Origin of the sequence: Streptomyces sp. ISL-11, from assembly GCF_018614525.1 — a bacterium.
Classification (GTDB): domain Bacteria; phylum Actinomycetota; class Actinomycetes; order Streptomycetales; family Streptomycetaceae; genus Streptomyces.
This window is the reverse complement of sequence record NZ_JAGGOL010000052.1, coordinates 1-13360: the sequence shown is the minus strand read 5'-3', so window position 1 is coordinate 13360 and position 13360 is coordinate 1. Positions and strand designations below refer to the sequence as shown.

At 68.2% G+C, this 13360-nt stretch carries 8 protein-coding genes; 1 reads left to right on the top strand and 7 read right to left on the bottom strand.

The features are described from left to right. Window positions 1-3: 3 nt before the first annotated feature. The 7 genes from J7E86_RS31865 to J7E86_RS12955 form a co-directional block, all read right to left on the bottom strand. Window positions 4-354: a hypothetical protein gene (locus tag J7E86_RS31865; RefSeq protein ID WP_251019067.1), complete on the bottom strand. Its 351-nt coding sequence runs from the start codon at window positions 352-354 to the stop codon at window positions 4-6. A gap of 286 nt (window positions 355-640) precedes the next feature. Continuing rightward, window positions 641-8203, bottom strand: a complete 7563-nt coding sequence (locus J7E86_RS12980) for an SDR family NAD(P)-dependent oxidoreductase (RefSeq protein ID WP_308312575.1) — start codon at window positions 8201-8203, stop codon at window positions 641-643. A 187-nt stretch (window positions 8204-8390) separates the two neighbouring features. Continuing rightward, window positions 8391-9275, bottom strand: coding sequence for a class I SAM-dependent methyltransferase (locus J7E86_RS12975; RefSeq protein ID WP_215081777.1), 885 nt, complete (start codon window positions 9273-9275; stop codon window positions 8391-8393). Between the two features lie 533 nt (window positions 9276-9808). Beyond that, window positions 9809-10168, bottom strand: coding sequence for a hypothetical protein (locus J7E86_RS12970; protein ID WP_215081776.1), 360 nt, complete (start codon window positions 10166-10168; stop codon window positions 9809-9811). 455 nt (window positions 10169-10623) lie between these two features. Continuing rightward, a complete protein-coding gene (locus tag J7E86_RS12965) occupies window positions 10624-10818 on the bottom strand; it encodes a 2'-5' RNA ligase family protein (protein ID WP_215081775.1) in 195 nt (64 codons plus the stop codon). Next, complete coding sequence (locus tag J7E86_RS12960) at window positions 10815-10958, bottom strand: hypothetical protein (RefSeq protein WP_215081774.1); 144 nt, start codon at window positions 10956-10958, stop codon at window positions 10815-10817. Before J7E86_RS12960 ends, J7E86_RS12965 begins: the two co-directional genes overlap by 4 nt. Before the next feature lie 189 nt (window positions 10959-11147). Next, the gene (locus J7E86_RS12955; protein ID WP_215081773.1) at window positions 11148-12377 is read right to left on the bottom strand and encodes an IS110 family transposase; all 1230 of its coding nucleotides are present in this window, start codon (window positions 12375-12377) and stop codon (window positions 11148-11150) included. A 510-nt stretch (window positions 12378-12887) separates the two neighbouring features. Here J7E86_RS12955 and J7E86_RS12950 point away from each other — a divergent pair. Continuing rightward, on the top strand, window positions 12888-13253 hold the full coding sequence (locus tag J7E86_RS12950) for a hypothetical protein (protein WP_215081772.1): 366 nt from the start codon (window positions 12888-12890) through the stop codon (window positions 13251-13253). Window positions 13254-13360 lie beyond the last annotated feature (107 nt).

Below are 13360 nucleotides of genomic sequence, written 5' to 3'. Positions count from 1 at the left end.
GGATCAGCGGGCTGCTGCTGTTGTCACGCGGTGTGATCTGCGGTCGGCGGCAATGAGGAGGAGCCGCTTGCGGAGGAGAGGGACGCCGGCTCGGCCGAAGACGCCGCGTTTGAGGGCTTTCAGGTCGTTCACTCTGCCTTCCACGGGTCCCGAGTTCCATGGGTTGCTCATGCCGAAGACGACGGCGTCGATGTCGCTTTCGAGTCCGGCGGCGAAGGTGCGAAGGCCGCACTGCTCGTCGTCCCGGACGGTTCTGATCCACTCAGGCAGACGCTCGCCTTCGCAATTGTTCATCAGGGTCGCGAAGGAACGCACATGGACAGCGGTGGCGGCCAGCTCCGGGCAGAGCGTCAAGAGCACCTTGAGCAGCTGTTTGTCGTCCTCGGTCAGGTGGTCGGGGTGGCTGGTGCTCCAGCGGGCTGCTGTCCGTGGGGCTGGTGGTCGTGCTGTAGGTGGCCGGGTGCCGTCGCGGAGGGGACGGGCGAAGTCGCGGACGGTGCTGTAGCTGAATGTGAGACAGAGCCGTCTACTGGACAGACCCGGTGGGCGGCCCGCCGATCGCTCCGGCATGGCTCATGCCGGTGTGCGTCGGCTGGTCGCTTACCCCGGTCGGTAGTCGGTGGGTCTGGGTGCCTGACCGTCAGGTGGGGAGGTCGGCGGTTGGCTTGGCCGGGGTGGGTTGGGAGGGAAGCCGGGCGCCGGTGGTGTCGCCAGCGGGGCCGGGTGTGGTTGGGGTGGCGAGTCCCAGGCGCAGCAGGATTAGGGTGGTGAGGTCGTGGAGGGTGGAGCCGCCGCGCAGGAGTTCCATCGGGGGGACGTCGACGTCGAACTGCTGGCGTACCGATACCAGGAGTTCGGTGGCCATGAGGGAGTCGATTCCAAGGTCGGTGAGGCGCCGCTGCGGGTCGAGTTCGTCGGGTTCAATCTGCATGGCCTTGGCGAGGGCCTGTGTGATGGCCTTCTGTAGTGCCGCGCGGGCTTCCTCGGGCGACATGGCTGTCAGGGAGGCCAGGAATGCCTCTTGCGTCTGGCCGTCGATTTCTTCGTTCGGCGGGATGAGAAGGCTGTATCGGGCCTCGCTGGCTGAGCTCAGCAGACCGCGGAACTGGGTCCAGTTCCAGCGGGCGACACCGGATACGGGGACGTGCCGGGTGAGTACGTCATCGAGGGCGGCGAAGGCATCTCTCAGACCGAGTGGCTCCATCCCCACAGCGGCGAGCTGGGCGCCGAGATTCTCGCGGACGACGTAGCCAGTCTCATCCAGTGCTCCCCAGCGGATGGCCTGAGCAGGCAGTCCAGCCTGACGCCGTTGACGGACCAGTGCTTCGAGAAAGAGATTGCCGGCCGCATACGGGGCCTGCTGAATGTTGCCGACGTCCGCGGACACCGAGGAGACCATGAGGAACAGGTCGAGATCCCGGCTGCGAGTAAGCTTGTCTAGAACCGCGGCCCCCTGTGCCTTGGGAGCGATCACTGCGGTAAAACGTTCGGCGGTCAGCTCCTCCAGTGGCGCGTCGTCCAGGTGCATGGCACAGTGCACCACGCCGCGCAGCGGATGGCCGCTTGTGTCGATGTCATCGAGGAGCACGCGCATACGGTCTTCGTCGGTGACGTCGCGGGCACAGGCATGTGCGTGCACGCCACGCCGGGTCAGTTCTTCCAGGAGTGCGGGGGCTTCGGGGGCGTGGTGGCCGCGCCGGCTGACCAGGCTGAGGTGACGGGCGCCGCGGTCGGCCAGCCACCGGGCGGTGGCGGCACCGAACCCGCTGAGGCCGCCGGTGATCAGGTAGGTGCCGTTCGGGTCGAGTTGCACGTGTTGGGGAGCGGGTTCCACCGCGGGAGGTTCGTCCATCGGGTCGAAGGCGACGACGACTTTCCCGACATGGCGGGAGTGCTGCATCAGCTCGAACGCTTCCGCCACCCGGGCGGCCGGATAGACGCAGTGCAGCAAGGGCCGGTAGTCACCGGTCTCAACGCGCCGATGGACCTCTTCTGTCAGTGTGAGGGCCACGTCGGGCTGTTGCACGAGGATGGTGAGGTCGACGCCGAAGAAGGCGAGGTTGTCGTAGAAAGGGCGCAGGGACAGCGGGTTGTTATCCAGGATGTCGCGTTTGCCTAGTTCGATGAATCGGCCACCAGGGCGTAGCAACTCCAGACTGCGGCTGATGGCCTCACCGGCAAGGGAATTGACCACCACGTCGACGCCGCGGCCCTGCGTGAACCGCATGGTCTCGGGGGCGAAGTCGAGGCTGCGCGAGTCCATGACGTGCTGCACCCCGAGCATGCGCAGCAGGTCACGCTTGGCTTCGGTGCCCGCGGTGGCGATGACGTGCGCCCCGCGCAGGGCGGCGAACTGCAGGACGGCCAGCCCGATGCCGCCAGCGCCCCCGTGGACCAGCACGGTCTCTCCCTCGCGCAGCCGCGCCAAGTGCTCCAGGCTGTAGTGGACGGTGGAGAAGGCGATCGGAATCGTGGCCGCGGCTTCGAAGGTCATGTTCTGCGGCATCCGGTGAAACGCCTGTGCCGGAGCAATGGCGTGCGAGGCCAGGGCGCCAAGCGCCATCCCGTACACCCGGTCGCCAACCTGCAACCCGCTGACTCGCTCTCCGACCGCGGTCACCACACCAGCGCATTCGAAACCGGGCACACTGGACGGCGTGTGCTCCTGTGCCTCGGGAGGCAGCAGTCCGACCGCGATCATGATGTCACGGTAGTTCAGCGCCGTAGCGCGCACAGCCACGGCGACCTCTTCCCGGCCGGGGACGGCAGGCTCTGTGCCTTCCCACGCGAGGCCGTAGGACAGTCCAGGAGTGCGCACGCTCAGGGCATAGCTATGCGGGGTTCGGCCGGTGGCGGCAGGCAGAGGCAGTGCGCGGGGAACAAACCGGCCCCCATGGGTCAGGGCTACTTCGGTTTCCTCGGTGCGTGCGCGCAACTCGTCGGCGAGCCGCCGCGCGTCGCTGCTCTGATCCTTGGAGCGCTCCAGGCTGATGCGGCGCACCTGGAGATCTGGGCATTCGTTGGCCAGTGTGCGTGCGATGCCCCACGCAACCGCATCGGCTGGCGTGGTGGGCTGCTCGGGCGCGGGCAACGCACCGCTGGGCCGGGTGATGAGCCACAGCCAGCCGGGGGAAGCCGAGGCTGTCCGCCGGCACGCGTGCGCCATGGCGCGCAGGATTGCGGCCCGCCGGGCGGCGTGGGCCGGCAGCTCCCGCGGGTCCTCGCAGGCGGTGTCCGCCAAGAGCAGGAGCAGGTGAACCTCTCCATCCACCGCGGTGAGTGCGGAGTCCCAGTCGCCAGTGTTCTCACTGGCTCGGATGCGTCGGACGGCACACTTTCCGCTGCTGGCCAGTTCTGCTTCCACCGTTGTAGCCAACAGCTCCTCACTGGGCGCTTCGCTGGCCAGCACCACGGTGCAGGGCGCATGCTCGTCCTGGTCCGTTGCCGGGCCAGAACCAGGGCGGGGCTTGCTGGAAGCAGTGGCCAGCAGAACCGACAGGCCCTCACCGAGGGGTCCGCCCTCCTGACGCTCCTGCGCGACGTCGTCGAACCCACAGCGCATGAGGAGTTCCGGCCAGGCCGCGCTGGGCAGCAGAGCGGAAACCGGGCGCAGCGAGTGGTCCGTGCGGTGATGCCAGATGCTGTCCAGCAGGCCGAAGAAGGGGGCCAGGGCGTCGGTGGAATGTGCTTCGAAGGCCAGCATTTTCCCGCCGGGTGCCAGTAGGGCGGCGACCCGGCGTACCGCGGCGGTGAGGTCCTTGCTGGTGTGCAAGGCGTTGGCCGCGATGACCAGGTCGAAGCTGCCCTCGATCAGGTCCTGTTCGGCCGGCTCGGCGTCCAGATCGAAGGTGCCGTACTGGACGAAGTCGTAGTGCCCGAAGCGCTGCTGTGCGCGCGGCAGGAAGTAGGGGGAGAGGTCGGTGTAGAGGTAGGTGGTGCGGTCTGCCGGCAGCAGGGGCAGCAGAGCGCTGGTCATGCCGCCGGTGCCGGCCCCAACTTCCAGCACCCGCAGGGGCCAGTCAGCCGGCCACCTCCGCACCATCTCGCGCACGAACACCTGCGCGGCCCCGTTGTAGAAACGAACCACTGGCGCGATGTCGTAGAACTGCTCCAGGGCGGGTACCGCGCCGTCCGAGGCCAGTACCTTCAGAGCGTCCGCCGCACCGCGCAGGATAGCGCTGTTGTTCAGATGGTTTCGTGCGCTGAGCACGAACAGGCCGCCAAAGCTGGTGTGGTGGCGTGCTGCCTCGCCGTAGAGGGCCTGCACTCGCGGGGCAGAGGTCAGCCGCCACGCACCGGCACCGACCGGTTCGGCGATGCTGCGCCACTCCTGCATCGACATCGCGTGCTCGAACTTCGCGGTGAACTTCGGTTGCAGCCCCCCTTGGACCAAGTCCGCAATGGTGAAGGGTGCTGCGGGGTCTGGCAGGAATTCAGCAGCCGCTCCGGCAACAGAATGCACGTATGCGTTGTTGAGCAGGGCGAACGCGGCCTCCATCTGCAGGGGTGCGACAGCATGGCGCCGTTCGGCGATCAGTTCTGCGCACTCCGCGGCGAGGTGCGTCGCCGTGGGCAGCGGACTGGTCGTGGCCGGTGTGCGGCGCAACGGAGCGGCGCGCATCTCGGTGTGCTGGTGCAGGATGGGCGCGTGGTCGGGGTGAGTGAACCGGCGTAGGCGGCACCCTTCCAACTCGACGCTGACAGTGCCGTCCTCGTCGACAACGGTGATATCCCAGCACGCCTCTGCAGCCGTGTAAGACCGCTCGCGCACATGAATGATGCCCTGAGGGGAGGGAGTGCGCCAGCACCGCACCCCTGCGATGCCCGACGGCAAGTAGGCCGTCTTCCCGTCGAGCACCTTGTTCCTCAAGAGCGGCGTCCCGGCTTGCAGGGCCCCGTCCAGCAGTGCCGGATGCACGGCGAACTGCGTATCGGCTGAGCCGTGGTCGTAGCGGGCCAGCACTTCCCCCTCGCCCGCGTTCAACTCGGTCAGCACCTGGAACGCCGGCCCATACCTCAGACCCAGCCGGTCCAGTTCCGTGTACTGGTCGGCAGCAGACACGTGCTGAGGGCAACGCTCCCGAATGCGGGCTACGTCTGAGGGTTCAGGGGCGGTTCCCAGCCGTGCACGCACGCGTGCACGCACGTGCGGGCGAGGTTCGCGACTGTGTGGGTCGGTGCTGGTGATGGTCAGCCGCCCGTCGTCGGGATTGAACGCCACCTGCGTGTGGACGCTGGAGGCATCCGCCCACGGCACCGCCAGAGGAGCAGCGATCTGGAGGTGGTCCACCTCGACCGGCGCGTTGAGCGCGAGCTGCCCGGCGGCCAGGGCCATCTCCACATAACCGGCGCCGGGCATGATGACAGATCCGGCGATCTTGTGGTCGACCAGCCAGGGGACCAGCGCCGGCTCGATCGCCCCGTGCCAGACGGGGTGGGGGCCGGGCATCCGCTCTCCCAGGAGCGGGTGGTCGATGAGACCGCTGCCACTGGTGCGTACCCAGTCCTGCGCAGCGCCCTGCCAGTGGCGCTTGCGCTGCCACGGGTACGCGGGCAAGTCTGCCACTTGGCCGGGCTGGGGGAAGTACACGCCCCAGTCGAGGTCGGCGCCTGCCGCCATCACCGCTTCGACCGTGTGGCGCAGGGCTGCCGTGCCACAGGCTTCACGGCGCAGGGTGGGCGCTACCGCAACCTCGGCCTGCTCTTGGGCGGCGGCCCTGCGCAGGTAGGAGCGCAGCACGGGGTGCGGGCCGATCTCCACCAGGACGTCCGCTCCGTCCGCGAGGGCCGCATCGAGCGCGGAGGAGAACTGGACGGGGGCACGGACGTTGCGCCACCAGTGGGCTCCATCCAGCTCCGTGCCGTCGGCCTTCTTGCCGGTCACGGTGGAGTACAGCGGGATTCGTGTCGATGAGGGAGCCAGCCCTTCCAGGGCTTCGCGCAGCAGCTGTTGGAGGGGGTCCATGGTGGAGCTGTGGAAGGCATAGTCCAACTCCAGCACCGTGCAGGCAAGGCCCCGGGCGTCCATGTCCGCGGCCAGCCGGAGCACCTCATCTGCGGGCCCGGCCACCGTGACGTCCTGCGCGGAGTTGACCGCGGCCAGTTCCACCCCCTGATAATCGGCGAGAACCTCGGTGACCTGCCCGGGCGGCAGAGCGAGGGCTGCCATGCGGCCGTTGCCGGCCGTTCGTGCCTGGGCGCGGCTACGTTCCGTAATCACGAGGGCTGCCTGCTCCAGACTCAGGGCCCCCGCTGCGTGTGCGGCGGCCACCTCGCCCACGCTGTGCCCGAGGACCGCCCTCGGGATGATGCCGCGCCGGCGCAGGACGGCGGCCACGCCTACCTGCACCACGAACAGCAAGGGCTGGGCCACCTCGGTGGCTGCCATCTCCTCAGCGGTGACGGTGTGGAGCCGCTCTGCCACCGACCAGCCCAGATGCGGGCGCAGTACGGCGTCCACCTCGTGCACAGCGTCACGAAAAGCGGCGTCGTGCGCGAGAAGGCCGGCCGCCATGCCTGCCCACTGCGAACCGTTGCCGGAGAAGACGAACGCCACCCGCCCGCGCTCGACCGCCTTGCCGATGGCGCCGCTCCACTCTGCGCCGGGCAAGGACTGCGTGGACTGCTCCTCATCAGCTTCCCGCCGAGTGAAAAGCCGCGCCAGACGCTGCGCTGCCTCCTGCGGGCCCTGGGCGAGGACGACCGCCCGCTGCCGATGCAGACCGCGGCGCACGCTCGCCGTATGCGCCAGGTCGTAGAAGTCCGCCGGATCAGTCTTCTTCAGGTGCGCGCTCATGCGGGCGGCGGCCTCTTGAAGAGCCTGCCGGGAGTGCGCCGAGACAGTGACCGGCCGCAGCGGCGCCTCCTCGCTTCCGCCCCGCTGGCGCACAATGGGTGCCGCGGGGGCGGCTGTGAGGATGACGTGCGCGTTGGAGCCGCCGAACCCGAAGGAATTGACACCCACCAAAGGCCGGTCGACCGGCTCCAGCGCAGTGGCCTGGGCGACCGGTTCGAGGTTGAGAGCGGCGAAGTCGATGTCGGGGTTGGCAGGCTGAGTGTGCAGCGTGGCCGGGGTCAGCCCGTGCCGCAGCACCAACAGCGCCTTGAACAGGCCCGCCATCCCGGAGGCCGGCTCCAGGTGGCCCAGGTTGGACTTCACCGAGCCGATCGGCAGCACAGTGCTGCGGCGTGCTCCCAGCGCCCGTCCGATCGCACGGCACTCGGCCGGATCACCCACGAGCGTGCCCGTGCCGTGCGCCTCCAGATACACCAAGTCCTTGGGATCGGCCCCGGCCTGCGCATAGACCGTGTGCAGCAGCTCCTCCTGCGCGTCGGGGTTGGGCAGGGACACCCCCGGGGTGCGGCCGTCGCTGTTGGATCCGCTGCCCACGATGACACCGTGGATGCGGTCGCCGTCGGCAAGAGCGTCCTGCAGCCGTTTGAGCACGACGACACCGCCGCCCTCGGCCCGCACGAACCCGTCCGCGTTCGCGGAGAACACCGCGCACCTGCCCTGCTTCGACAGCATGGCCGCCTGGGAGAAGCCGACGTAGTGGTAGGGGCTGAGCAGCATGTTCGCGCCGGCGGCGAGAACCGTCCGGCTGGTGCCGTCGTGCAGGGTGCGGCAGGCCCTGTCCAGGGCCACCAGGGATGAGGAACAGGCCGTGTCGATCGCCATGCTGGGCCCGCGCAGGTCCAGGAAGTGGGAGATGCGGTTCGCTGCCAGGCTGGAGGCGCCGCCGGCCATGGTGTACGCGTTGACCGACCGCTGCTGCATCATCTGCAGCGCGGCATAGGAGGCATCCGAGATACCGACAAAGACCGCGGTGTCCGAACCGGCCAGCACCCCAAACGGCAGAGCGGCGTCGTCCAGAGCCTCCACCGCCAGCTCCAGCAGCATCCGGTGCTGAGGATCCATCCGCGCGGCTTCCTTCGGCGTGATACCGAAGTAGTCAGCATCAAAGGAAGCCACATCGTCAAGGAAACCGCCCGCCGCCGTATAGCTCTTGCCCGGACGCGGCATGTCGAGATCGACGAAGCGGTCACGGTCGAAGCGTTCCGCGGGCGCCTCACCGATCAGGTCCTGTTCCTGCTCCAGGGCTTGCCACAGACCGTCTAGATTGACGATGCCTCCGGGCAGGCGGCAGGCGGCACCGACAATGGCGATCTGCTGATCCCGTTCCGGGCTGATGCGGGCGTTCACTGCGAATGATCTCCAAAGGTGTGGCTGCCAAAGCACGGCAGGCGGTCAGCGGCAGCGCGGATGCTGCCACGAAGAGCACCGTCGACGTGCGCGAGGTACTACCGATGCGGGGCCTCAACCCGCTGGGCGTAGTCGCTCATTACAAGCCTTGATACCCGGTACGGTGGCGTGCTCATCCTGCTCTCCGCTACCGCGGCATCGGCTCAGAAGTTGGGCTTCCGTCGGGCTCGGAGCGCTTGATCTCCAGGCACACGATGGCTGGCAGCAGGTGCGGCAGCAGCCTGGCCCGGTGAGCGTGCCGAAAGAGCATTCCAGTCAAGCCGGCGCCTTCGGACCAAGGAAGAACGCCGGCTCGGGTGAGGTGCGGGTGAAGTGCCAGCAGGCTGGCACACAAGTCTCGACGGGCGGAGAAGAACATGGGCGGAAGCTTGTAGCGGCCGGTGCGAAGGAGTCTGCGGCGTGCCAGAAAGGTGACCCAGCGGGGGTATGCGTCGAAGTACATGACGGCATGCGGGAAGCGTTCCGCGCACATGGCGATCAGTTCGGTGACTTCGTTTCGGCGCAGGTACGGGACGAGGCCCTGGGCGCTGATGAGTACGTTCTCCTGTGGCGGCACGGATCGGGTCCACTGGATGCTGGTGGCGGAGCAGGCGACGGTCTGCTGTCTTTCACAGGAGCCCGGCAGCACCGTGTGTCGCCAGTTGAGGACTTGGGGAAAGTCCACGGTCAACCAGTGGGCCTGGCCGTTGTCCAACCGCCAGAACTGGGTGTCGATTCCCTCGCCCAGGTTGACCACAGTCGCCCGCGGGTGGCGGGAGAGGAAAGCGGACACCTGGGCGTCGAAGAGGCGGCGTCGCATGAGGAGGTATCTACTCATCAGCTTGGACGGCCGCCCGAACAGGTCGCGCGGGGGGAGAGGGCACCGGTCGAGGAGATCTGCGACAGCCGGTTCGTGGGCGTAGGTCTCGCCGCCCCGGGGGGCTGCGGCAAGGTGGTGGGCGACCCACCAGGCCGTGGTCGAGAGGGCCTGCGTGGAGGATGCTTCGCTGTCGCTGGTGGGATCTGAGGTCACGGGAACCTCCGGTGGGCGCAGCTGCCTGGGAGCGGGGAGCCTGTCCCCTTGTTGCAGCAGGGAAGCAGGATGCCGGAAATGCTGTGCACGGAGCCGTCGGTTGGAGCAGGTGTATGTACTCCCTAAATCAGGCAGGCAGAGCAGCGACCGCGAGACTCCGCCACGTGATCACCTCCCACTCGACCGGAGCGCGACATGCACCTTCCGCCACCTTCACTCAAGTGGCCGCGTCACACAGACGACGCCACCCTCCAGTGGTACCCGCGACTGCACGTTGATTTCACACCGCAGCTCACCAGACCGGTCCCTGGACCGGCTGCCACCCTCGATGGTGGCCGGTCGCATGGGGTCTGTCCAGTCAGTTCAGGTGTGCGACGCGGTCCGCTGTTGCACACCGGTGTTGCACCGTCGTCGGCCGGTGTTGCAGTCGATCGCACCCGAGCGACGACGGCGCCTGACGGGCCCTATCCAGTTCCGTGACGGTGAACTTTGACCGATTGCCACCTGGCCGTCTGGCGGTCTGGCGGTCTGGGTCAGTCGTGGTGGGCCATCGAAAAGAGCGCCCCGGCCGGCTGGGTCAGGTGACGGGCGAGCTGGTGGGCCTCCGCAGCGGCGGCGCGCAGATCCTCCGCAGCGGCGCGAGCGGCGGCGTCCGGGTCCTCCGCGGTGTCCATCCGGATGGCGCCCTCCCTCGCGCGCAGCTCCAGGACATCGGCCAGCTGCTCAAAGGTCTGCGGCAGCCGTTCGACGAGCTGCATCAGAGCCCTTGTCGTCTCATGGATCCGCGGCGCAGTGAGTGCCTCAGGCGCATCGAGGACGGCATGGTTGACCTGCTCCACCAGGTCACGGGCCTCGCGCGCGAGATCGGCGGGTACGGGCTGCTGTGAAGACACGGAAGGCTCCCTGGACAAATGGACGATGCCCGGCAGTGTCCCAGGCCATGGGTCCATGCTGAGTGGCAATCGGCCAGGGATCGCTGTCCCTGGACACCTCTCCCGTCCGTCGCCGGCGGACGACGGACCCCTGGCGGCGGTCCGCGGCCTTCAGTTTCGCGCTCGAGGAGGCGGGCCAGGGTGTCCAGCTCGCGGCGGGCCTTTCGCCCGGTCCCGTTGGGGCACGGCGGCACCTGCTTGGTCGCGACCGGGCTGCGAGGTGCTGTGTCTGGCGGCAGGCGTCGTACGGACGCGGCCCCGGATTGCCTGGCTGCCAGCTCTGCGCCGCTTGGATCTGCTCCTCGATGTCCACGCCCCCACCCCATGAGCGTGTATCTCCGGAGCCTTGGTGCCAAGGCCCGTGCTTTCGTAGGCGCCGCCGCAGGCCAGCGCCTACGAAAGCACGGATCGCCTTATCAGCTCCCGGACGCGAGGGGAATGGTTGCGTACGCCTCCCACTCGTACATACGCCGGTCGCGATGCAGGACGATGAGCTCCACGCTCTCCACCCGGGTCGAGGCCGGAGCGGCCTTGACCTTCGCCAGCACCTTGACTATGGGCGCCATGGGACCGTCGGCGCTGCTGTAGGCGATGGAAACGTACGGGGTCACCCGAGGTGGAGCAGAGCGGCAAGCGCCTTGACGGTCGTCGCGATGACGGCCGCCACGAGGGCACCCGCCGCTGCCTCCAGCGTCCGGGGGCGGTCCGTGCGGCGTGGCTGTGGACGTGAGCGGCGCTTGCGGTGGGACATGGCACTCCTTCGGGTTGTCTTCGCTCTCGCGCCCTCGCTCCCGTCTCAGGATCGCCGGCGCGAGGGCGTTCCGATATCACGCCGGTGACCCTGTCGTGGCCGGATCCGCGGTAGCCCAAAAGCTGGGCCCGATTCCGGTGTAAGTTCCAGGGCGTGATGAACCTGCAGACACCTCGCGAAGCTAAGGCGTCAAGCCGCGGCGGCAAGCTCGGTGGGGAAGGCGGTCTGCTCGTCGAACAGCACGCCGTTCTTGAGGCAGTGGTAGAGCTGCCCGATCATTCGGTTGAAGAGGTTCCGCTGAGCTGAGGCGTGCCAGTCTCCGTGCTCGTCGCGGCGGCGCCGGTAGTGGGCCATGGCACCTGGTGATGCCCGCAGGGAGGCGAAGGCCCAGAGGTAGCCGGCGTGGTTGAGGCGGTCGTTCTTCACCCACCGCCGGGTGATGCTCGACTTCTTCCCGGACGCGCGGGTGATGGGCGAGGCACCCGCGTATGCCTTCAGGCCGCGGGCGTCGGCGAACCGTGCCCGGTCGTCCCCGATCTCGGCGAGCACCCGGGCGCCGAGCTGGATGCCGAGACCGGGGAAGCTAGTGATCACTTCGGCGTCCGGGTGCTGAGGGAAAGCCTCCTCCACCGCCTCGGCGAGCTCATCGGCGGCGGTGCAGGCGGCGTTCAGCTGAATGAGGAGGGCGAGCATCTGCTTGCCGAGCGCATCCTCGACCAGAGGCGGCTGGTGAGCCCAGTCGGCGCGGAAGACCTCGCGGAGCCGCTCGGCCTCGGTCTCAATCCCGCGCTGGCGGCCGGCCCGCTTGAGCGCGGCCGCGATCTGTGTGCGCGTCAGCCGGGCGGCTCGGGCCGGCGTCGGGGCTGCCTTGAGGAGTTCGCGGGCCTCGGGGCGGCACAGGCCGTTCTTCCACGGCTCGAAAGCCGCCAGGGCGGCTGGGTAGTACTCCCGAAGGAGTGACCGGAGCTGGTTGGCGGCCTGCTGCCGGTTCCAGACCACATCCTGCTGAGCCCGGGCCAGGACGGCGATGGCGCGGGCCAGGTCGCTGTCGCCTGGCAGGGGCCGGTGGGCGTGCATATCGGTGCGGAGGACGTTTGCCAGGACAAAGGTGTCGCCGGGGTCGGACTTCTTGCGGCTGACGCTGTGCCGGTCGCGGTAGCGGGCGGCGGCCATCGGGTTGATGGCGAAGACCTTTCGCTTGCCGGTCCGCAGGACGGCGACGAGCAGGCCGCGGGATGTCTCGATCGCCACCGGGATCGGGTCGTCTTCGGCGTCGCCGTATTCAGCGAGCAGGTCCAGCAGGATCTTGTAGCCGGCCGCGTCGTCGGTGATGTGGCGCTTGGCCAGGAGCTGGCCTGAGTCGTCGACCAGGGCGACGTCGTGGCTTCGTTCGGCCCAGTCGATTCCGCAGTAGATCAAGTGTGCTCCTCCCCTTGAGCATGGGCTGTTTGCGCTGGTTACGAGCGCATGCGGGCCACGCAGCGACCTAATTCCAGGCCTCGGCGCCAGGGCCGGGCCGCCACCTCGCTAGCCGTTCGTGGCACCAGCGCGCCACGCGGGCCTCGGTCTATGCGGGAGCTCGGAAGAGGCTCAGGCGTAACAAGAGGTCACCACGCGGCGGGCTCGCACCACGAAGATCAACGAATAACCACGGCATCAGTGGTGGCGGCCACGAAGACGCCGAACGCCGCCGCTCTGCAGGGAGGCCTTGACGGCCATGTCAGCGAGAGGCATCCGCCCGGCGCCCACGCGACCGCCACCACCACGAGGACCGACCGCACGGTCTAACCAGAGGCCTCGCGAGCCCCGCTCCAAAAAGGCGTGACGGCCCTCACCACTCGAACGACCGGATGTTACCCACCTGGCTCCACGCGGCCGCTACCAACGAATTAGGTCAGCGAGGTTGAGCCGGGGACGGCCGAGGATCTCGTGCGCGATGCCAAGGCTTTCGGCGTGGAAGACGCCAGCACCCGCATGATCACCGACTGGATCGAAGTCGGTCTGCTCGAATCGCCCGGCTTCCGCAAGAGCACCCAGCGCGGCCGCGATCCTGGTATGTTCCCAGCCCACCAGCGCAGCCTGTTTTACGAACTTCTCAAGGCTCGCCAGCGCTCACCGCTCAAGCGGGTCCCTCACCACACCATGATCCCGATCGTCCTGCTGATCTGGCTGACCAGCGACGACATCGTGCTCGAAGAGCAGGCCGTCCGCGCCCTACACACTCACGCGCGGGCCAGATCACCATCACCGACCAGAAAACAGCGGAACAGTCACATGATCTGTCTATTTGGTTGAGGGGCTGGCCCGCTTTCGACTCCTCAGCAACCGAAGCAGACCAGAGCCTGACCCCGCTCACTCACCGTAGAAGCACAACGGCTTCTGAGGGGCACGCGGTCTCACCA

What these genes read in the sequence shown, in the direction of transcription:
- J7E86_RS12960 (WP_215081774.1), bottom strand. Translation starts at nt 10,958, where the DNA reads ATGTCCCACCGCAAGCGCCGCTCACGTCCACAGCCACGCCGCACGGAC.